The 21,228-nt window shown below is 43.0% G+C and carries 16 protein-coding genes; 11 read left to right on the top strand and 5 right to left on the bottom strand.

Annotated features, from left to right (window positions below; all coding sequences use genetic code 11):
• Positions 1–27: 27 nt before the first annotated feature.
• From AAEZ02_RS09905 to AAEZ02_RS09890, 4 genes are all read right to left on the bottom strand, one after another.
• A complete protein-coding gene (locus tag AAEZ02_RS09905; RefSeq protein ID WP_101032805.1) occupies positions 28–726 on the bottom strand; it encodes a DUF3581 domain-containing protein in 699 nt (232 codons plus the stop codon).
• A gap of 587 nt (positions 727–1,313) precedes the next feature.
• The gene (locus tag AAEZ02_RS09900; protein ID WP_351076589.1) at positions 1,314–2,339 is read right to left on the bottom strand and encodes a diguanylate cyclase domain-containing protein; all 1,026 of its coding nucleotides are present in this window, start codon (positions 2,337–2,339) and stop codon (positions 1,314–1,316) included.
• 105 nt (positions 2,340–2,444) lie between these two features.
• Positions 2,445–3,929 carry a Re/Si-specific NAD(P)(+) transhydrogenase subunit beta gene (gene pntB / locus AAEZ02_RS09895; RefSeq protein WP_124013504.1) on the bottom strand — a complete coding sequence of 495 codons (1,485 nt, stop codon included), beginning with the start codon at positions 3,927–3,929 and terminating at the stop codon, positions 2,445–2,447.
• An 11-nt stretch (positions 3,930–3,940) separates the two neighbouring features.
• Entirely contained in the window at positions 3,941–5,470 is a 1,530-nt protein-coding gene (locus AAEZ02_RS09890; RefSeq protein ID WP_351076593.1) for a Re/Si-specific NAD(P)(+) transhydrogenase subunit alpha, read from the bottom strand.
• A gap of 450 nt (positions 5,471–5,920) precedes the next feature.
• Between AAEZ02_RS09890 and AAEZ02_RS09885 the strand changes: the two genes are divergently transcribed.
• The 4 genes from AAEZ02_RS09885 (at position 5,921) to AAEZ02_RS09870 (ending at position 12,611) form a co-directional block, all read left to right on the top strand.
• Entirely contained in the window at positions 5,921–7,711 is a 1,791-nt protein-coding gene (locus tag AAEZ02_RS09885) for an assimilatory sulfite reductase (NADPH) flavoprotein subunit (RefSeq protein ID WP_351076596.1), read from the top strand.
• An 83-nt stretch (positions 7,712–7,794) separates the two neighbouring features.
• Positions 7,795–9,486 carry an assimilatory sulfite reductase (NADPH) hemoprotein subunit gene (cysI, locus tag AAEZ02_RS09880; RefSeq protein WP_335688328.1) on the top strand — a complete coding sequence of 564 codons (1,692 nt, stop codon included), beginning with the start codon at positions 7,795–7,797 and terminating at the stop codon, positions 9,484–9,486.
• Entirely contained in the window at positions 9,479–10,270 is a 792-nt protein-coding gene (locus AAEZ02_RS09875; RefSeq protein WP_351076600.1) for a phosphoadenylyl-sulfate reductase, read from the top strand. The genes cysI and AAEZ02_RS09875 overlap by 8 nt, the downstream gene beginning before the upstream one ends.
• A gap of 616 nt (positions 10,271–10,886) precedes the next feature.
• Entirely contained in the window at positions 10,887–12,611 is a 1,725-nt protein-coding gene (locus AAEZ02_RS09870) for a hypothetical protein (RefSeq protein WP_351088328.1), read from the top strand.
• Between the two features lie 164 nt (positions 12,612–12,775).
• On the opposite strand, the gene AAEZ02_RS09865 is transcribed toward AAEZ02_RS09870, so the two are convergent.
• Entirely contained in the window at positions 12,776–13,666 is an 891-nt protein-coding gene (locus tag AAEZ02_RS09865; protein WP_124013509.1) for a phospholipase A, read from the bottom strand.
• 282 nt (positions 13,667–13,948) lie between these two features.
• On the opposite strand from AAEZ02_RS09865, the gene cobA reads away from it, so the two are divergent.
• The 7 genes from cobA to AAEZ02_RS09830 all read left to right on the top strand — a co-directional run bounded on the left by cobA (position 13,949) and on the right by AAEZ02_RS09830 (position 21,194).
• The gene (gene cobA, locus AAEZ02_RS09860; RefSeq protein WP_124013510.1) at positions 13,949–14,767 is read left to right on the top strand and encodes a uroporphyrinogen-III C-methyltransferase; all 819 of its coding nucleotides are present in this window, start codon (positions 13,949–13,951) and stop codon (positions 14,765–14,767) included.
• A 53-nt stretch (positions 14,768–14,820) separates the two neighbouring features.
• Complete coding sequence (gene cysD, locus AAEZ02_RS09855; RefSeq protein ID WP_101032795.1) at positions 14,821–15,729, top strand: sulfate adenylyltransferase subunit CysD; 909 nt, start codon at positions 14,821–14,823, stop codon at positions 15,727–15,729.
• Positions 15,730–15,789: 60 nt separating this feature from the next.
• Positions 15,790–17,232: a sulfate adenylyltransferase subunit CysN gene (cysN, locus tag AAEZ02_RS09850; protein ID WP_124013511.1), complete on the top strand. Its 1,443-nt coding sequence runs from the start codon at positions 15,790–15,792 to the stop codon at positions 17,230–17,232.
• Between the two features lie 3 nt (positions 17,233–17,235).
• Positions 17,236–18,960, top strand: coding sequence for an SLC13 family permease (locus AAEZ02_RS09845; protein ID WP_101032793.1), 1,725 nt, complete (start codon positions 17,236–17,238; stop codon positions 18,958–18,960).
• A gap of 45 nt (positions 18,961–19,005) precedes the next feature.
• Complete coding sequence (gene cysC / locus AAEZ02_RS09840) at positions 19,006–19,629, top strand: adenylyl-sulfate kinase (protein ID WP_124013512.1); 624 nt, start codon at positions 19,006–19,008, stop codon at positions 19,627–19,629.
• A gap of 258 nt (positions 19,630–19,887) precedes the next feature.
• On the top strand, positions 19,888–20,811 hold the full coding sequence (locus AAEZ02_RS09835; RefSeq protein ID WP_351122902.1) for a hypothetical protein: 924 nt from the start codon (positions 19,888–19,890) through the stop codon (positions 20,809–20,811).
• Complete coding sequence (locus tag AAEZ02_RS09830) at positions 20,808–21,194, top strand: hypothetical protein (protein ID WP_351122899.1); 387 nt, start codon at positions 20,808–20,810, stop codon at positions 21,192–21,194. Before AAEZ02_RS09835 ends, AAEZ02_RS09830 begins: the two co-directional genes overlap by 4 nt.
• The last annotated feature ends 34 nt before the right edge of the window (positions 21,195–21,228 follow it).

The following is a 21,228-nucleotide window of genomic DNA, read 5'->3' as shown; positions in this document are numbered from 1 at the left end:
CGACAAAAAATCGCCCACAATGCATGGTTACGCCCGCTTTCTGCTTTCGTATCGGTCGCACATTTGCTGCGCTTTTTCTTCATCAAATTCGCGCAAACCGCTTAATACTAATGTTTTGACTCCGCTACCTATCACTTTGCCTTGGCTTTGAAGTTCAAAGGTGAGGGTGACATCACCACGCTTACCATCAATAGCTAAGTCTTGTTTAATAAGGTGTAAACTGATGGTGCTGAAATCAAAATGGTCCAAATGAAATGACATGCTTTCATAAATCACTAATGGACGATCAGGATTAATCATCATCTTGTATTGCTTCATCATAGGCACAAGTACGTGAATAAAATTCAATCCTGAAAAAGCGACATAGCTTTTAATGAATGCCGCCGTTTGCACATCACATTGGCACTCGTCACCCTGTCGTTCAATATGCAGATATTCTTTGCCTTTGGTGTCGCAAAGGCTGAATTTATCGGCCACGTTTTTATCCACGTTTAACTCCACGCGATCACCGACCATACCAGCAAACTTAAACTGCATATTTTGGCTTAAACCGTATTCGGTCAACACTAGAGCAAACAATAAATCGCCAGGAACACAGAAGCGTTTAGCTCCTACATCATGAATGGGGTTGAAGTCTTCGGCGACTTTTTTAGCAAAATCACTAGCCTGTTGAGCCGAAATAAACACACTTTGATCTAGCTTGGTAAAATAAGGTGATAAAAACATAAAAAATAATTCTTATTGGTCAGTAGTAAGTTGTATCACAAGGCATTGTTGTTAATCATGGTCAATAACAATTTAGGCTTATGCGAGACAAGGTTAGTAATAAAATCCATTAATGAGCGAGAGTTTACGGTATAACGCGAAATAAACCCACCTGATAACGATAAACAGCAAATGCTGAAGATAAATTAGGGTACTGATTGTCTGTCGCCGGTGTCACCACAGGCCACATAGGTCGAACATACTCTCTGTATTACAAGGGTATATCGAGATTACTCGGTCCATTTAATTGAGGTTTTGTTATGAAGGACTGTTTAATTTAGTGGCAGCATATCCTGAAAATGAATTTAAAGTGATATAAATTGTATTTTTATTGATATTCACAGCAGGTTTTTAGTGTCATTAACCTCGCCCTCACGGACGCAAACCTAACCTGATCGGTAAATCGTTATACACAATAGGGTTCATTATTTCGCTCATCTTCCTGCCAATAGCCCCTTTTTGTTACAAAACTTTGCTAGCGTCTGAGTGTTATTTTAAGGGTTATTTTAGGTATGGCTTGGGGGATCGTTTTAGGCATTTCAATCTTATTACCAAAATAAGAAGTTATGTTTACCGTGTTTTTTAATACTGTACATGGCTTTATCGGCTTGTTCGCAAACATTAGTAAACTCATCTAACTCATCAAACAAGCTGATCCCAATGCTGAGTCCTACTTTAATGGTTTCACCCTCTAAATCGATAGGCTCTTGATAGTGTGATAGCAGGGTTCTGGCCAATACAGTTAATCGTTCCACGTTACTATAATAGGCTAAAATAACAAATTCATCGCCACCAAAACGTGCCACGTGATGACGGGGAGCTTGATGATTGTGTGTGGTGTCTGCCGCGCTAAGGAGTTGATCGCATACTTGGCAAATATCATTAGCAATATGGATTAATAGCGTATCGCCATATCGATGTCCTAAGTGATCATTAATAATCTTAAAGCCGTCAAGATCGATAAAATACAGGGCACCATGATGTGTACTATGGGTGTTTTTTTCCTGTTCAAATGCATCAATGAGTGCATTTCGATTGAGTAAATTGGTGAGCGGATCGCGAAGAGCCAGTCTAGCTAAGTCTTGTTCGTAACGCTTCTCTTGGGTGACATCAATATGAGTGCCCATAATTCGAAGCGGTTCACCATTAATATCATATTCAATAATGCGGCCACGGTCTGACACCCATGCAACACTGCCATCTTTGTGCACCATGCGGTGTACGGCTTGATAGATTTCAGCTTGACCCGCTACATGGCTTTCAAAGGCTTGTATAACCCAGTCTTTGTCTTCAGGGTGAAGATTGTTTTTCCAGCTGTTGATATGGGCGGGTAATTCTTCGCGGGTAAAACCAAGCAGGTGGCCCCACTGTTGATTAAAGATAGTCAAATTGCCTGTGGGAATATGTTGCTCCCACAAGCATAGGCCAGTGCCATCAAGTGCAGCATCAAGCTGCTCGTTTACCCGTTTATTTAATAGGGTAAGCCGACTGTTTTCATACTCTAGTTGCTTTAAGCGCTGCTGGTGTTGCTTCAGCTCAAACTGCAATTGAGAAATGATGTCCTGCTGTGTCATTGACAACCGATAATCCTGTAGAGTCCAATAGGCCTAGTTTAGCGGGTTATTAAACAAAAAAATACCAGCATTATCTGCTGGTATTTCGAACGCCATAAAGTCGATTTATAAGGCTTTAAGGATGGCTTCTACACTGTCCTTGGCATCGCCAAACAGCATTTGAGTATTGTCTTTAAAGAACAATGGATTTTGTACACCGGCATAACCTGTGTTCATTGAACGTTTAAAGCCAATCACATTTTGAGCTTTCCATACTTCTAACACTGGCATGCCCGCGATAGGGCTGCTTGGATCTTCCATTGCTGCAGGGTTAACCGTATCGTTAGCACCAATGACGAGCACAGTATCAGTATTGCTAAAGTCTTCGTTGATTTCGTCCATTTCGAGCACGATATCGTAAGGTACTTTAGCTTCTGCTAATAGTACGTTCATGTGGCCAGGTAAACGCCCCGCAACAGGGTGAATACCAAAGCGGACTTTTATACCCAGAGCCCGCAGCTTTTTGGTTATTTCAGCGACAGGATATTGAGCTTGCGCTACCGCCATGCCATAACCTGGGGTGATGACAACGGAGTCTGATGCTTTTAGCATGTCAGCTACGTCTTCAGCCGTTGTTTCACGGTATTCACCGACGGTGTCATCGCCACTGGCCGCCACACTATCATTGCCAAAACCACCGGCAATAACAGAAATAAACGAGCGGTTCATTGCTTTACACATAATGTAAGACAGGATCGCACCCGACGAGCCCACAAGCGCACCAACGACAATCAGTAAGTCATTAGATAACATGAAACCTGCCGCTGCCGCTGCCCAGCCTGAATATGAGTTCAGCATGGACACGACCACTGGCATATCGGCACCACCAATCGATGCCACTAAATGCCAGCCAAATGCTAATGCAATTAAGGTCATCAGGATCAGTGGTGTCACTGCTCCGCCGGCTTGTACGAACATCAGCATTAATATAAACGAGGCCACAACGGCCAATAAGTTTAATTTATGGCGATGCGGTAGCATAAGTGCTTTCGATGAAACCAATCCACGTAGCTTAGCAAATGCCACAATCGAACCCGTAAAAGTGACAGCACCAATAAAGACGCCTAAAAACACTTCGACTAAATGAATGTTAAGCATTGCACCAGTCAAGTGTTCAGTTTGTTGGGCTTTACTTGCTTCTGCAAAGGCCGCTTTTGCCGTTTCTAGCGTGGTGTTGAGGTCTTGCCCCATTACCACGACAAATTCAGACACTTGGTGTGGTTGAATATCAATAAAGCTATTAAAGCCCACTAATACTGCAGCTAAACCCACAAAGCTGTGCAAAATAGCTACCAGCTCAGGCATTTCCGTCATTTCGACTTTCAATGCTAAGCGAATACCAATTGATCCACCGATAACCATGGCGAGAATAATCCATTCTACGCCGTTTGTAGCAGGATTGAGGATGGTGGCAATGAGTGCAATCGCCATCCCGATAATGCCAAATAAATTACCATTTTTAGCCGTTTCTTGTTTTGATAACCCAGCTAAGCTGAGAATAAAAAACACGGCAGCAATGATATAAGATGCTGTAACCAGTCCTTGAGCCACGATATTACCCCTTAATCTTTACGGAACATCTTCAGCATGCGCTGAGTGACGGTAAACCCGCCAAAGATGTTGATACTGGCGATAAGCACCGCGAAAAATGCAAGCGCAGTGACTAATGCTGAACCTTGACCTATTTGCAATAATGCACCAACCACAATAATGCCTGAAATCGCATTAGTGACCGACATTAACGGCGTATGCAACGAGTGCGACACATTCCACACCACGTAATAACCCACCACACAGGCTAGGATAAAGACGGTGAAGTGCGACAGAAACTCAGCCGGTGCAACCGAGGCGACGGCGGCAAAGCCGGCAATACCTAAAGCACCTAAAATATACTTAAGTTTTGAAGGTGCCTTTTCAACTTTGGCCGCTTTGGGTTCAGTGCTGGCCGCCGGTTTCTGTGGCGCAGCAGATACTGAGATTGCCGGTGGTGGGAAGGTGATTTCGCCGCCACGAGTGACGGTCATATTGCGCATAACAACATCATCAAAATCGAGCACGGCATTACCGTCTTTTTCTTTACACATTAACTTCATCAAGTTGACTAAGTTAGTGCCATAAAGTTGTGACGATTGCGCCGGTAAACGACCCGGTAAGTCGGTATAACCTAATACCTTAACGCCGTTGTCGGTAATAAAACGCTCACCCTTTACTGTGTATTCACAGTTGCCGCCTGTAGCGGCGGCTAAATCGACAATCACTGAGCCCGGTTTCATGGTATCTACCATGTCTTTGGTGATCAGTTTTGGCGCAGGGCGTCCTGGAATTAATGCGGTGGTGATGATGATGTCGACTTCTTTGGCTTGCTCGGCAAATAGCGCCATTTCAGCCGCAATAAATTCTTCTGACATGGTTTTAGCGTAGCCGTCAGATGAGCCACCTTCTTTATTTTCAAACTCAAGCTTTAAGAAGCTACCGCCCATTGACTCAATTTGCTCTGCCACTTCAAGACGGGTGTCAAATGCGCGGACTATGGCTCCTAGAGAGCCTGCAGTACCAATAGCGGCAAGCCCTGCTACACCAGCACCAATAATCAGTACTTTGGCTGGTGGTACTTTGCCTGCTGCGGTTATTTGCCCGGTAAAGAAACGACCAAATTCATGTGCGGCTTCAATGACCGCGCGATAACCACCAATGTTTGCCATAGATGACAGTGCATCGAGTGATTGGGCGCGTGAAATACGCGGCACCATGTCCATGGCCATCACAGTAATATTGTTAGTGGATAGTTTTTCAACGAGTTCAGGGTTTTGTGCTGGCCAAATAAAACTGACCAGGGTTGTGCCTGGCTTCATTTGTGCGATTTCATCATCGGACGGTGCATTTACTTTAAAAATAAAGTCAGCTTGATACACGCTGTCAACAATATCTGCCCCTGCTGCTTCAAATGCTGCATTATCGAAGCTAGATTTCACACCTGCTTGTGCTTCAATTGCCACACTAAAGCCGAGCTTTTTAAGCTGTATCACGGTTGCTGGAGTCGCCGCGACTCGAGTCTCACCTTCGATACTTTCTCTCGGTATTCCAATCTGCATGACTGTTTCCTGATGGTTAATAAAAAGACCGTCTATTGCGGTTCCCCATCAATAGACCATTCCGTTTGAGTATTACTTCCTCATATGGGCTCTTTGCCAATAGAAAAAGTGCACCATATGACCATAGAAGTCGGGTAAACTCATTAGTCGATAGTATTACGCTGACATAGTTACATTGTATTTGCACGTCGTTTTACTCAGAAAACAATCAAGCTGATAATTATTCATCACTTAATTGGCCTTCTAGCTTGCGACATTAGGCATGTTTTGTGACTAATTACTTGGTTTTAAATTGAGGTAATTTAAAACCTTTTAACGCCACCCCACTTTTGTAACGTAAAAAAAGCCCTTTGCATATTCCTAAATGGAATAAAAAATCATCTTTTATTCTTTTTTTGTTTTGGTACTCAGTAGTAAGCTAACCACATTATACTGTTATAAGGCCGTCTTATGTTGTTAAAAGAACTTTCCGCTTTAGCATCACCTTTGTCTCAAGGACAAGTCGATAAGCTAAAACAACTCACATCAGAATTATCTTCTGTTCAACTCGCCTGGGTCAGTGGTTACTTAGCAGCGAGTGCTAACCAAGGTCAAAGCGGTGTCGAGACCACAACAGAGACAAGCGCCGCCCCAACAGTTACCATTTTATATGGTAGCCAAACTGGCAATGGACGTGGCGTAGCCAAAGAACTCGCAGCCAAAGCGCAGGCGCAAGGTTATGCGGTTAATTTAGCTTCTATGGGCGAATATAATGTCCGCCAACTCAAACAAGAAACAATCTTGTTATTGCTCGTCAGTACCCATGGTGAAGGCGAAGCACCTGATGATGCGATTGAACTGCACAAGTTTTTAACCTCAAAGCGGGCACCAAAATTGGATAATCTACATTATTCTGTTTTAGCGTTAGGAGATTCAAGCTATGAGTTTTTTTGCCAAACCGGTAAAGACTTTGATGCGCGTCTAAGTGCATTAGGGGCAACATCATTATTACCCTTAGTTGAATGTGATGTTGACTATGAAGATATTTCACAACAATGGCAAGACAGTGTTGTTGAGGCCGTTAAGCCTTATATTCAAGCGTCAAGCGCGAGTGTGGTGTCAATTGGTACCGCATCTGTTGCTGGTGAAAGTGAATATACCAAGCAAAACCCCTATACAGCAGAAGTACTGGTAAGCCAAAAAATTACCGGTCGAGATTCTGATCGTGATGTACGCCATGTTGAAATTGATTTAGGCGAGTCAGGATTAACTTATCAAGTGGGTGACGCATTAGGGGTGTGGTTTAGCAATAACCAAGCGCTGGTCGATGAAGTGATCGCCGCGCTTGGTTTAGCACCAGACGACAATGTGACTGTGGCGAAAGAGTCACTATCATTAAAAGCGGCGTTAACCGACAAGAAAGAACTCACTCAGTTATACCCAGGCCTAGTGAAAACATGGGCTGAGTTGAGCGGCAATGCAGAACTTGCGGCTATTGGTGAAGATAAAGAGCAAACCAGACAATTTATTCTACAGCACCAATTAGCCGATTTAGTGGCTGTATATCCAGCGAAAGTCAGCGCGACGCAGTTAGTTGGTATGTTACGTCCGCTAACACCACGGCTATACTCCATTGCCTCTAGCCAAGCAGAAGTTGAAGCTGAAGTGCACTTAACCGTGGCGTTGGTTGAAGATGAACGTCAAGGCCAGGCTCGTTTTGGCGGCGCATCGCATTTCTTAGCGTCAGCACAAGAAGGTCAACAGATTAACGTGTACGTTGAGCAGAATAACCATTTTCGTTTACCAGAAAATCCACAAACGCCTGTCATCATGGTGGGTCCTGGTACCGGTGTTGCGCCATTCCGCGCCTTTATGCAGCAACGCGCTGTCGACGGTGTGTCGGGTGACAGCTGGCTATTCTTTGGTAACCCGCATTTTGAACAAGATTTCTTATACCAAGTTGAGTGGCAGCAATATCTTAAAAACGGCGGTTTGTCGCGTTTAGATGTGGCTTTCTCACGGGATCAAGCTGATAAAGTGTATGTTCAGCACCGCATTGCAGAACAAGCTGAAGCGTTATGGCAGTGGTTACAAAAGGGCGCCCATGTGTATATCTGTGGTGATGCCGAGCGTATGGCAAAAGACGTCCATCAAGCATTAGTAAACATCGCGGTTGAACAAGGTGGCTTAAGCTTTGATGACGCAGAAGCTTACTTTGAAACACTGCGTAGCGAAAAACGTTACCAAAAAGATGTGTATTAACTCAGCCCACTGTTAGTAAATTATAAATATTTAGCAGTCTATTAGCGCGAGTGAATTGAACAGAATTAAGAGAGGCCAAGGCCATGAGTGAGCAAAAGTTAGCAGTAAACGAATACTTAAAAGACGACAGTGATTATTTGCGCGGTGACATCCAAGAAGGGTTAGATACCCAAGTCACTGGATCGTTTAGCGAGGGCGATCAACAGCTGATTAAATTCCACGGTTTTTATCAGCAAGATGACCGTGACTTACGTAACGAGCGTAAAGAGCAAAAATTAGAACCTCTGCATAGCTTTATGTTACGTGCACGCGTGCCGGGTGGTATTTGTACCCCAGAGCAGTGGTTAGCCGTGGATAAAATATCATCGACACTCACCACCTCAAACAGTATTCGCTTAACCACCCGCCAAACGTTTCAGTATCACGGCATTCCCAAGCGTAATCTAAAAACCTTGATCCAAGGACTTGATCGCGCCGCATTAGATTCTATTGCTGCCTGTGGTGACGTAAACCGCAATGTGATGTGTAATCCAAATCCGGTTGAGTCTAGGTTACATGCGCAAGCCTATGCCGTCGCTAAGCACTTATCTGATCATTTATTACCACACACTCGCGCGTATGCTGAGATTTGGTTAGATGAAGAAAAGCTATTAGGCACAGAAACCGTAGAGCCTGTTTATGGCAAAACCTATTTGCCGCGTAAATTTAAAATGGCTGTTGCCGTTCCGCCCCATAACGACGTAGACGTGTATACCAATGACCTTGGTTTTATCGCGGTAGCACAAGCCGGTGAGTTAGTGGGCTTTAACTTGGTGGCGGGTGGCGGTATGGGCTCTACCCACGGTGAAGTTGAAACTTTCCCACGTTTAGCCGATGATTTGGGCTTTATTAACACGGACGACGTCACCAAGTTTGCCGAAGCGGTAATGACCGTTCAACGAGACTGGGGTAACCGTGAAGTGCGTAAACGTGCCCGTTTAAAGTACACCATTGTTGACCATGGTCTTGACGCATTTAAAGCTGAAGTTGAAAAACGTGCTGGAGTGAAATTTGAACCAAAGCGTGATGTGATCATTGGTGATCGCGGCGATCGTTATGGTTGGGTTGAAGGTATCGACAACAAATGGCACTTAACGCTATTTATAGAAAGTGGCCGTATTAAAGATTTACCCGGTCAAACCTTACAAACAGGTTTACGTGAAATTGCCAACATCCATAAAGGCGATTTCCGCATGACCTCAAATCAGAACATGATTATTGCCGGTGTTGCAGCAGAAGATAAAGCCGACATTGAAGGCCTAGCCCGTAAGCATGGTTTATTAGGCCAAGTGTTAAGTGGCACTCGCGGCCATTCAATTGCCTGTGTGGCGTTACCCACGTGCCCATTAGCAATGGCCGAAGCTGAGCGTTATTTCCCTGAGTTTATCGATCACATCGATGCGCTACAGGCTAAACACGGTATTAGCGAGCAATCAATAGTAGTGCGTATGACAGGTTGTCCCAACGGGTGTGCGCGTCCATTTGCCGCCGAAATTGGTTTAGTGGGTAAAGCACCGGGTCGTTACAATTTGTATTTAGGCGCTAGCTTTGAAGGTACGCGTTTAAATAAAATGCATAAAGAAAACATTCAAGAAGCCGAAATTTTAGCGGAATTGGATACCTTGTTTGGCCGCTACGCCACCGAACGTGATGCTGGCGAAACCTTTGGTAACTTCACTGTGCGTATCGGCGTGGTGAAGGCGGTTATTGACGCCGCTAAGGATTTTCATGGGTAATGAAGTGGTAACGACTGCATCAACTGATGCCGGCGTCGATCATGGTGTCACTCCCGCTCAATTGCAGGCGTTGTTATTAGCGCCTCTTGCAGAGCAAACCGCTGCGCTGGAAACGATTAATCAGTTTTTAGCCGGGTTAACGGCGCAGCAACGAGTGGCTTGGGGTCTAGCATATTTACCAGGCGAGCATGCAGTGTCGTCTAGCTTTGGTATTCAAGGCGCGGTGATGTTACACATGGTGACTCAAGCGCAAAGCGATATTCCGGTGATTTTAACCGACACGGGTTATTTGTTCCCCGAGACCTATCAATTTATTGATCAGTTAACCGAGCGTTTAAACCTGAATCTTAAAGTGTATCAAGCGGGTCAAACCCAAGCGTGGCAAGAAGCGCGTTTTGGTAAGCTGTGGGAGCAGGGGATTGATGGCTTAGAAAAGTATAACCGCATCAATAAAGTTGAGCCTATGCAGCGTGCATTAGCTGAATTGAATATTGGTACTTGGTTTGCTGGCTTACGTCGCAGTCAGTCTAGTACCCGTGAAGCTTTGCCTATTTTAGCCATTAGCGGCAAACGTTTTAAATTGTTACCCATCATTGAGTGGAGCAACAAAGACGTGCACATGTACTTAACTGAACATGACTTGCCATATCACCCATTATGGGAACAAGGTTATGTGTCGGTAGGTGATACTCACTCAAGCAAACCACTTGAGTTAGGTATGTCTGAAGAAGAAACCCGTTTTAATGGCTTACAACGAGAATGCGGTTTGCACTTCGATATCTAAGATGAGTGATAGCGTCATTGAGTCTTGTGTTTGTATGAGTCATCCGTAAGGTTGATTTATTCAAACGATTGATGGACTGGTTTGAGCGAAAACGGACTATATTTTATGTAAACTTTTATGCAATTGCGGCGATAATAGTCTACGTTTAATGATTCCTGTAGATGGTTTTTTGTAGACGTTTTGGGATTGTTTTTGCAGTCCACGTACCTTCAAAAGCTTCGCTCACGTCCTCGAGCACATTGATTGACTTGTTAGCGTATAAGTAATCGATTCGGTTGTTCCCGATAACTCAGCGGTTTGAGTTATCGGGAAATCAGATGTTTGAATTATTGCCTGCTTAATGCTTGTTGATTTTCACTTTTATCTCGTCAAATTCCCTCTCAAAACTCGTTAGATAATAAGCTGTCTTTTTGGCGTATTGGTTTTTTACAGGTGCGGTTTTCAGGATAAATATCCCCCAAAAGGTAACATCTAATGCGCTTATTAACATTTAATGCTAAATTAATCCGCAGTTTATCGATGTAATCGATAATGCTTATCCCAAAAAGATAATAAATGTTTAAACGCTAACTCATTTCAAGGAAGAGTTAACAATAATATAAATTGGAGTTTATAGATGAATAAAATGGCAATTGCTGCTGTGGTATTGGCTGTTGGTGCTGGTGGATATTTTCTGTCGCAACAAGGGACGTCAGTGGTTAAAAACGACCCAATGTTGGACTATATCCCTGCTGATACATTAGCGTTTTCTGGGCAGTTAGTGCCATTTCCATTAAAAGATTATTTGTATAGCATTGCTGGCAATTATCAAGCTTATGATAAGGATAAAATGTTGTCGCTCGATGATAGCTCATCAGCTCAAGAGCGCTTTTTTGTCAGTTTATATAAGCAATACATGACTGTGTTGCCTAACCCTGAGACCTTGCTATCAACATACGGTTTAGCGGATTCAATTAAGAGTTATTTTTATACTTTAGGCGCATTGCCGGTAATGAAAATTGAGATCAGCAATCCTGCAGCATTCTGGGCGGAATTAGATCGCGCCGAGCAGGAAAGCGGCTTAACTCACACCATGGGCAAGTCGGGTAATGTTGAATATCGTGGTTATGCATTAACCGATGTTGATGAAAAAGAACACGCTGAGGTTGTATTTTCCGTTAAAGATGGCTGGTTAACGGTGACCTTGAATACGTCATTAAACACCCCTCAATTACTTGAAACCGCGTTGGGTGAGAAGAAAGTTGAGCACCCTATTAGCGAAACTACCCTGTTGCAAGACATTGCCAATACTCATGGTTTTATGCAAAACAGTATTAGCTTTATTAACCATGTTGAATTGGTCAAAGGGTTAACGTCGACAGACGGCAATATGCTGGCCAAGCAAATGACCAAAATGATTGAAATACAGGGCGAAGATCCATTTGCGGAGTTAAAGACGCCAACTTGCCAGAGTGAGTTTTCGGCGATTGCGGCCAATTGGCCACGCAGTGTGATGGGACTCAACTCATACTCAATTACCCGCGAAGAAAGCACTATCGATGCGGCCGTGGTGATTGAAAGTAACAATCAAGTGATTTTGTCTGCCTTAAATAAAATGCGTGGTTTTGTACCATCATTTGCCAGCAACGGTCATGACAATATCTTATCAGTTGCGTTTGGGCTTGATGTGAAGCAATTAGCTCCAGCATTGAATGAAGTATGGAAAGATTTACAAACACCGCAATATCAATGTACTGCACTGGCTCAAATGCAATCAGAGTTAAGTGAGCTCAATCCAGCGATGCTTGGCATGATGGCTGGTATGGCGAATGGTGTTAAAGGCATCAGTGTGACGCTAGCAGATTACCAGTTGACCGAGAAAAATGGCCAGCCTAGCTTTGAAAAGCTAGATGCATTGATAAGCGTTTCGGCTGAAAAGCCGATGATGTTAGTGGATATGATGAGGCCATTTTATCCACCGCTGGCAAATGTGGACTTAAAAGATAATGGTGATCCGGTCGACATTACCCCCATGTTAATGTTACCGCCTGAATTAGGTGTTAGCGCTAAATTAGCCATCAAAGGTAATCATTTAGTGGCTTATACTGGCGATAGAGGTACAGAGTTAGCTGATTTGATGTTTAAGCAAACTCTTGAGTCTAATGGGTTTGTTAACTTATCTGTTGATTATCAGAAAATGTTTGCCCCATTAGTCGATATGGTAGAAATGAGTGGCGAACCGATGCCAGAAGAGTTGCTCATGTTAAAAGACTACAATATGCGTTTACAGATGTCGGTAGACTTTACCGATAAAGGCTTAGTGATTGGCTCTATAGTAAACAGCAAAGCCAGTGCTAAGTAGCTTCTGTTAACCGCTTTTATTAAGGCTGTTTCGCTAAAGCGACGTAAACCACAAGATGGTTAACGAAACTAAAAAGGTGACCCAATGGTCACCTTTTTTTATGTGGCACACATGCCACTTTAGTGTTGATCACTTGCGGATTTAATCGACGTTAATCGCGTATGTTATAGAATGTCATTTAACGCAATACCAATACCAACACGCTGATTATGATGATTATAGTCAATTAAGCTTTCACCATAACCATTAAAGTACTGAGTATAAATACGTAATGTACCAATAATCGGATAACTCCAAGTCAATTCAACAGCGCCGCGATTGGTATCGCGTAAGTTGTTACGCAGTAGCATGGTAAAACGATGCTCATTTAAGCCGTAAACTCCGGTTAATTCAAAGTTGCCCATATAGCGGTTGATATCAGGGTTATCATCACCTTTAGCAACATTAATGTTTTCTTTTTCATCTTCTGGTAGACGCCACCACACTCTAAGCCCCAGTGCGAATGGACCACGGTCAAATACCGCACTGCCATAAATTCGGTTCCAGCTGCGTGACAATTGATTGGTCTGGCCATTAGACTGGTGTACCGCGCCAATGCCTAAAAATGAGTTAGTAAAACCGCCAATTTTCCAATCATTATTAAATAACATAAACACTTCAGGTTCGTGGTTAGTTTCACGAAAGGGAGACGACGCATCTTCGTTATAAACCTGCCAATAAGATTGATTGGTGTAGGCAAAGAACAAATGGCCATTATCACCAAAAACGTTATACATAATTGGAAATTTAAAACTGATTTGAAACTTTGCTTCTAAGTTATCAATGGTGAAGTCTTCATCTGGATATTTACTCTCAAATGGCAATGCGTTAGTGCGGGTTTGGTAAGTCACTGGTAGAAGGTAATTGGCCTTGTGCGGGGTGATCACAAATGGCTTTTCAGATGTGGCGAGTTCTCCTTTTACGCGCTCGTCGACTAATGAAACTTCTGCAATGGCGATCGTACTATAGCCAAGTAACAACAGCGAGAGTCCAACATATTGAGTGATTTTTATCATTGCAGTATCCATAAGCATAATTATTGGTTTAATTTTAATATCATTCTTAGAAACAGTATTTTTCGAGAGTCATTGTTATCAATTGTCAGAGATTTGTCGAATTAAGTTAACATTTTTTCATTCTAGCCCTTAATTCAGCCCGTATTAGCCTGTCAAATGGAGTAAACGACCAACAAACGGCTTTATATGCTATTTAGTTATAAAAACTAACTATAAACTATTGTATATGGAATATGGAAAACGCTATATTTGTATATGGTCAAATATCTTAAGGTTAATGTGATGGAATTAGTATCGATGCCGGGGCAACAAGCCAAAGGCAAAGTGTGGTTAGTCGGCGCAGGTCCTGGCGACGTTGAGCTGCTAACACTAAAAGCCTATCGCATCCTAAAGAATGCCGATGCAGTGTTATATGACGCATTAGTCAGCCAAGATATTTTAGATTTAATCCCCAGTCATGCTGAAAAAATTGCCGTGGGTAAGCGCGCAGGTAAACACAGCGCAGCCCAAGATGAAATTAATCAGTTGTTGGTGACCAAAGCATTCACCCGTAGAAATGTAGTGCGCTTAAAAGGTGGCGATCCGTTTATTTTTGGCAGGGGCGGCGAAGAGTTACAAATCTTAGTCGCAGCGGGTATTGCTTTTGAAGTAGTTCCTGGCATTACCGCCGCCAGCGGTACGTCGGCTTATGCTGGTATTCCGCTAACGCATCGTGATTATGCTCAAGGTGTCACCTTTATTACAGGTCACTGCCAGTTAGCGAGTCGCCCTATGGATTGGCACGGTTATGCTAATTCCAACAATACCTTAGTGGTCTATATGGGCATATTAAACGCCAATATTATCAGTGAGGGTTTGATCAATGCTGGTCGTAGTGCTGAGACGCCCGTGGCAATCGTGTCTAACGCAACCACCTCATCACAACAGCGGTTTATGGGTAAGTTAGGTGAACTGGCTCAATTAGCCGCAGATCCTGCTTTGCAGATGCCTGCGCTGATGATTATCGGTGAAGTTGTTGAATTAGCGGAGAGCTTGAATTGGTTTGATCCCGTCACTGCGCAACAAAAAACAGATTTAGACACAGTCGCTAAAGCGCTGTAGTCGATTAATTTAACCCGCTGCGATGCAGCAATATTAGCTAATGGAGAATCATCATGGCAGGCCGTTCGTTAAGCCATTTACAACAACTGGAAGCAGAGAGCATCCAGATCATCCGTGAAGTTGCAGCTGAGTTTGGTAACCCTGTGATGCTTTATTCTATTGGTAAAGACTCATCTGTTATGCTGCATCTTGCGCGCAAAGCATTTTACCCCGGCAAAATTCCATTCCCATTATTGCATGTCAATACGGGGTGGAAATTCAAAGAGATGATCGCTTTTCGTGATGCGCAAGCTAAAGCATTTGGTTTTGAGCTACTGACTCACACTAACCAAGAAGGCGTTGAACAAGGTGTTGGTCCATTTACCCATGGTAGTGCTAAACATACCGACATCATGAAAACCCAAGCGCTAAAGCAAGCCTTAAATCAATATGGATTTGATGCCGCTTTTGGTGGCGCACGTCGAGATGAAGAAAAATCCCGTGCCAAAGAGCGGGTGTATTCGTTCCGTGATAAGCACCACCGCTGGGATCCTAAAAACCAACGTCCAGAATTATGGCGCACCTATAACGGCGCGGTAAATAAAGGCGAAAGCATTCGGGTGTTCCCATTATCTAACTGGACTGAGCTTGATATTTGGCAGTATATCTACCAAGAGAATATCGAAATCGTACCGTTATATTTTGCAGCCCCTCGCACCGTGGTGAACAAAGGCGGCCAGCTGATCTTAAAAGATGATGATCGTATGCCAATCGAATCCGGCGATGTTGAATCGGTTGAGCGGGTTCGTTTTAGAACCTTAGGTTGTTATCCACTAACGGCGGCGATGCCATCAGAAGCCGATAGCTTAGAAAAAATTATTGAAGAGATGCTGTTAACTCGCTCAAGTGAACGTCAAGGTCGCTTAATTGATTCAGACCAAAGTGCTTCAATGGAGGAGAAAAAGCGTCAAGGCTATTTCTAAGCAATTGAATATGGTTGTTTTATCGACCCAGCATGCGAACGAATTTGAGTGAGAAAGATTATGGACCAAGCAACAAAGAATACCGACCGTATGGCCGCAGAGATCCAGCTGCACGGTGTAAAAGAATATTTGGCATTACAACAAAATAAAGGCTTATTGCGTTTTTTAACCTGTGGCAGTGTCGATGATGGTAAAAGTACCCTTATTGGGCGTTTATTGCATGACAGCGCGCAAATTTATGAAGATCAGCTCGCAAGCTTAAAAAGTGATAGCGCTAAAATGGGCACCACTGGCGAAGCCATTGACCTTGCGCTATTGGTAGATGGTTTACAAGCTGAGCGTGAGCAGGGCATTACTATCGATGTGGCTTATCGTTATTTTTCCAGTGAAAAACGTAAGTTTATTATTGCTGATACCCCTGGCCATGAACAATACACGCGTAACATGGCAACGGGTGCGTCAAACTGTGATTTAGCGGTCATTTTGGTTGATGCGCGTTATGGGGTGCAAACCCAAACTAAACGCCATGCGTTTATTGCCTCATTATTAGGTTTACGTCACTTTGTCGTAGCCGTGAATAAGATGGACTTGGTTGGCTTTGATCAAACGGTGTTTGACCAAATCCAAGCTGATTTTACTGATTTTGTGAAAGACTTTGGTGATTTAGATATTCACTATGTGCCCTTGTCGGCCTTAAATGGTGATAACGTGGTCAACCCTAGTACTCAATGTGATTGGTATCAAGGTGGCACATTACTTGAGCTGCTTGAAACTATCGATACACAGCGTGAACTGAGCGAGCTACCGGTACGTTTTCCGGTGCAGTACGTATTACGACCTAACTTAGATTTTCGTGGTTTCTCTGGCACGTTAGCGTCAGGCATCATTAAAGTGGGTGACGAATTAGTCGCATTGCCATCGGGCAAGCGCAGTAAAATTGAACGTATTGTCACCTTTGACGGTGATTTACCCGAAGCCGTAGCAGGTCAAGCAATCACCATTACCCTTGAAGATGAGATTGATATTTCACGTGGTGATTTATTGGCTCACCCGGCGACCGCGCCAGAAATGGCTAACCACATAGTAGCGGACCTAGTGTGGATGGATGAAAAGCCATTACAAATCGGTCAGTTATATGATGTGAAAGTGGCGGGTAAGAAAACCCAAGCGGTGGTAAGCGCAATTGAATACATTACCGATGTCAATACGCTTGAGCGCAGCGCAGCAAGCACATTAAGCCTAAATACCATCGCTCGGGTTAAGTTAGATTTAACCGAATCGGTTGTGTTAGATGCCTATAGCTTAGTACGTGATACCGGTGGAATGATTTTAATTGATCGTTTGTCCAATGCCACTGTTGCTGCCGCTATGGTCGTCAGTGGTCATCAGGGTGACAAGCAAACCAACACTGAGTTTAGTGCATTTGAAGTCGAATTTAATGCGTTAGTGCGTAAGCATTATCCGCATTGGAATGCGCGCGATATCAGCGTACTTGGAAAATAATTAATGAGCGAAATATGGTTGTTAGCGATTATCTTGTTAGCGCTGGTCGGTGGGCTTCTTGCTGGGCTTGCAAAACCGGCCGCCATGTTTTTTTTCGCTTCGTTAATTTGTTATATCCTTGGGCTAGTTGACTTAAATGTAGCACTTGGCAGCTTTACTAATAACGGACTGATCACTTTAGTGCTGTTAGTACTGGCGGCCACAGCACTTGAGAAAACCTCATTACTGGGCAAATTAAGCCAAGTCATTGGCAAAGGCTCGTTATTTTCCACATTAGCGAAGTTAGGTATATCGACAGCCTTATTGTCATCGTTTACCAATAATACTGCGGTCGTCGCCTCGTTAATCGGTGTGGTGCGCCGTAATCAAGCACATGCGCCTTCTAAGTTGTTATTGCCATTAAACTACGCGGCAATTTTGGGCGGCACATTAACCCTAATTGGCACCTCTACGAGTCTAATTGTTAACTCTTTTGTTGAAAATGCGGGCCTTGAGCCTTTAGGTTTTTTTGAGTTTTCACAAGTCGGCGCATTAGTGGTCATAAGTGGTTTAGTTGTGTTAACCATCATGGCTAACTTTTTACCCGATAGACGTGAAGAATCCGAAGATGAGTCTTTACCTTATCTATTGGAAGCTCATGTGGCCAAAACCTCTACCCTGGTGGGTAAGAGCGTGATAGATAACCGTTTGCGGGCACTTAAAAAACTGTATTTAGTTGAGTTAGAGCGCAGTGGGATCCGTATCTGTCCAGTGCCGCCGCAAATGGTGCTGCAAGCCGATGACGTTTTACGTTTTAGCGGTGCGGTTGAGTCGGTTGAGCTGTTACATCAGTTTGACGGTTTAGAATGGTTTGGTAAGCAGCACGCAAAAGGTCAAAATCTGGTTGAAGCCGTGCTAGCGCCATCATCAAGTTTAGTGGGCACAAGCTTAAAAGATTCGCGCTTTCGTGAAGTCTTTGATGCTGCCGTGATGGCTATTCGTCGAGGTCATCTACCGTTAAAAGGTGGACTAGGCGATGTGGTGTTACAACCCGGTGACGTATTACTGCTCACCCCAGGCGACCGTTTTTCTAAATGTCCTAATTTAACCACCGACTTTGCGGCTATCAGTGGCTTAGAGTTAAGTGTCCGTTTAGATGAAAAACGCGGTAGCTGGGTGCTTGTTGGGTTTGCATTAACCATTTTGGCGAGCATTTTCGATGTATTACCATTAGCCAAAGGCTTAGTTTTATTGTTACTCAGCTATGTGGCGATTGGCGCGATAACCTTAAGTGAGCTTAAACGTCGCTTTCCGTTAGAACTGGTGGTTATCGTAGGAAGTGCCTTAGGCTTAGCTAACTTAATGGTCACAACCGGCCTAGCAGACATCATGGCGCAAGCGTTGTTAAGTCTTTTTAATGGTTATGGTGTGTTTGCCGCCTTTGTTGGGATTTATCTCATTACCTTAATTGTTACCGAGTTAATTACCAACAACGCCGCCGCCGCACTTGCATTTCCGGTAGCTTACGCGGTTGCCACCAGCTTTGGCGCGGATCCTCGTCCGTTTATTATGGCGGTGGTATTTGGGGCAAGTGCGAGCTTTATATCGCCTTACGGCTATCAAACTAACCTAATGGTATTTAATGCCGGTAATTATAAATTAAGCGACTTTGTTCGCTTAGGTTTACCGTTATCAATAGTGTATTCCTTAGTGGTTATTTTTTCGATCCCGTATTTTTTCCCGTTTTAACAAAGAATTTTAGTGTGGTGTAATAACCACTCTATAGGAGTAGTGATGAGCAATATTGTTTGGCATCAACATGCCATTGACCAAGCTGCCCGTGGCGCCCAAAAAGGCCAAAATCCGGTATTATTATGGTTTACCGGGCTATCAGGCTCAGGTAAATCAACCCTTGCAGGTGCATTAGAGCGGGCGTTATTTGAATACGGTTTTCATACTTATTTACTTGATGGTGATAATGTTCGTCATGGTCTGTGTAAAGATTTAGGCTTTAGCCTTGAAGATCGCGATGAAAATTTACGTCGTGTCGGTGAAGTGGCTAAATTAATGGTTGATTCAGGCTTAGTGGTGTTGTCGGCGTTTATTTCACCGACCCGCGAAGAACGTGATCGCGTCAGGGCGTTATTCCCACAAGGACAATTTGTTGAAGTACATGTGTCTACGCCATTGAGCGTGTGCGAATCGCGCGACACCAAAGGCTTGTATGCCAAAGCTCGAAAGGGAGAAATTAGCAACTTTACTGGCATTTCATCACCTTACGAAGTGCCAGAATCTGCAGAGTTAACCATAGATACCAGTAAAGGTGATCTCGATACTCAGGTGAATGGTTTACTGGCTTACTTAAAAGCGATTGAGGTGCTTAACCCACCGAGAGAAATCGCTGGTGCAGGAATTTAAACGGCACTAAATCGACAATTAAATCGAGAATAATAAAAGGGCTGATGTGCTATATAACATCAGCCCTTTTAGTTTTATGTCATCGCAACTATAACCGTTATGAAGTTACTGAGTGATAGACTTTCATTTAGAGAAATTTCTCAGCACATTATATAAGGTGTATTGGTTAGTTTAACTAGCTATTTGGGGTAGATTAAACTTTACCTAATCTAAGATACAATATCGTTCTAAAGGAGTTAATTAAAATAAGGATATTACATGTCTGCTTATGCCAATCGTGCGATCAATGATTATCAAAGAAAGAAAAAGCTTGCTAAAGCACTTTCTGAAAATGAATACCAACTGGTACAAATGAACTCGGCTGAGTTTATCGAACTTTATATTAGTCATAAACAAAAACAAGGTATGACTAGGGTTGATGCTATTGAGGATCTGGGTATAGTTATTTCCCAGTCCTCGCTTATTGGTAAGCAATTTTGGGATAAGCATAATGCTAAAATAAAAACTGGTAGTGGATTGATCCCCTTGATGACAGATATAGTCGCCCTGAGTGCACTGGCTATTGAGATGAAACGAGGTGGGAGTGCCTTTAGTGCTTTTAAGACTGTGACCTATTCAGGTCAACCTTACGTTGTTTTTCAAGGGTATGCTCGTTTAAGGAGAGATTTAACCGGCAGTCGTTATTTGGCTAACAATCCCAAAGTTATTTCATTGGGGATTGGTAAATTGGGTGCTTTAAAATCTATTACTCAGGGTAGTATTCTTACCATACTGATTTCAGGTGCATTTTACTCTTTAGAGCAAATGATGAATGATACCAAAACTTGGCGTCATTTTGTTGGTGGAATGGCCGTTGATATTGCAATTGTCTCTGCTAGTTCATTGATTACTTGGGCTGCGATAGGTATAGCCGGTACAGCAGCTTCATTAACTATTGGTTCAATGGTAGTAATTGTCATCGTAGGTGTGGTTCTGGCTTTCGTGACTAATTTATTTATAGACACTGAGTATTGGTCAGATAAAATAAGTCAATCATTGTTATTGGCTGAAAAAAATCTTATTAATAATGGGGAAAGGTTGAGCGCTGAGACTAATCGTTTAATCGATGATTATAATCATGACCCTATACGTTTTTTACATAAATTATTTGGGGTCCCTTATTTTCATGGAAGCCTAAAATGAGTGATAAGTCAGATATTATTCACGATGAATATAGTGATAAAAAAAGGCATAAAGTCTTAGCTGTATTTTTTGTTATCTTATGTTTTTTTGGTGTTTATGGTACTTTTTTAGGATTTATAGAAGAATATAGTGTTTTAGAAAAGATTAATGAAAAGGCTATTTATATCGGGCATAGAAGCTTTGCTATTGGTGCGTTTTGGGTAGTGCCATTTCTTATTGTTTTTTCTTATTTAATGTACCTAAGATTAGTGAATAAACTGACTATTCAAGCGCAAATTTGGCTTGTTAAAGCAGCTGGATTTGGATTAGTTGCTTGGATTTTGACTTGTAGTGTTTATGGTGTTAGTGCCGACGCAAACCCGCAGTTATTTGCCGCAGAATAAATTGCCAATAAAACCTCTTGTTCAGCCTTTTATT

The organism is Shewanella sp. T24-MNA-CIBAN-0130 (assembly GCF_040310185.1).
Classification (GTDB): Bacteria; Pseudomonadota; Gammaproteobacteria; order Enterobacterales; family Shewanellaceae; genus Shewanella; species Shewanella psychromarinicola.
Note: the sequence above shows the minus strand (reverse complement) of the source record. Positions and strands in the feature narration are given on the sequence as shown.

Bases quoted from the DNA above. Each gene is read 5' to 3' on its own strand.
- AAEZ02_RS09905 (WP_101032805.1), bottom strand. From the start codon at position 726: ATGTTTTTATCACCTTATTTTACCAAGCTAGATCAAAGTGTGTTTATT.
- AAEZ02_RS09900 (WP_351076589.1), bottom strand. From the start codon at position 2,339: ATGACACAGCAGGACATCATTTCTCAATTGCAGTTTGAGCTGAAGCAA.
- AAEZ02_RS09890 (WP_351076593.1), bottom strand. From the start codon at position 5,470: ATGCAGATTGGAATACCGAGAGAAAGTATCGAAGGTGAGACTCGAGTC.
- AAEZ02_RS09885 (WP_351076596.1), top strand. From the start codon at position 5,921: ATGTTGTTAAAAGAACTTTCCGCTTTAGCATCACCTTTGTCTCAAGGA.
- cysI (WP_335688328.1), top strand. From the start codon at position 7,795: ATGAGTGAGCAAAAGTTAGCAGTAAACGAATACTTAAAAGACGACAGT.
- AAEZ02_RS09875 (WP_351076600.1), top strand. From the start codon at position 9,479: ATGGGTAATGAAGTGGTAACGACTGCATCAACTGATGCCGGCGTCGAT.
- AAEZ02_RS09870 (WP_351088328.1), top strand. From the start codon at position 10,887: ATGAATAAAATGGCAATTGCTGCTGTGGTATTGGCTGTTGGTGCTGGT.
- AAEZ02_RS09865 (WP_124013509.1), bottom strand. From the start codon at position 13,666: ATGATAAAAATCACTCAATATGTTGGACTCTCGCTGTTGTTACTTGGC.
- cobA (WP_124013510.1), top strand. From the start codon at position 13,949: ATGGAATTAGTATCGATGCCGGGGCAACAAGCCAAAGGCAAAGTGTGG.
- cysD (WP_101032795.1), top strand. From the start codon at position 14,821: ATGGCAGGCCGTTCGTTAAGCCATTTACAACAACTGGAAGCAGAGAGC.
- cysN (WP_124013511.1), top strand. From the start codon at position 15,790: ATGGACCAAGCAACAAAGAATACCGACCGTATGGCCGCAGAGATCCAG.
- AAEZ02_RS09845 (WP_101032793.1), top strand. From the start codon at position 17,236: ATGAGCGAAATATGGTTGTTAGCGATTATCTTGTTAGCGCTGGTCGGT.
- cysC (WP_124013512.1), top strand. From the start codon at position 19,006: ATGAGCAATATTGTTTGGCATCAACATGCCATTGACCAAGCTGCCCGT.
- AAEZ02_RS09835 (WP_351122902.1), top strand. From the start codon at position 19,888: ATGTCTGCTTATGCCAATCGTGCGATCAATGATTATCAAAGAAAGAAA.
- AAEZ02_RS09830 (WP_351122899.1), top strand. From the start codon at position 20,808: ATGAGTGATAAGTCAGATATTATTCACGATGAATATAGTGATAAAAAA.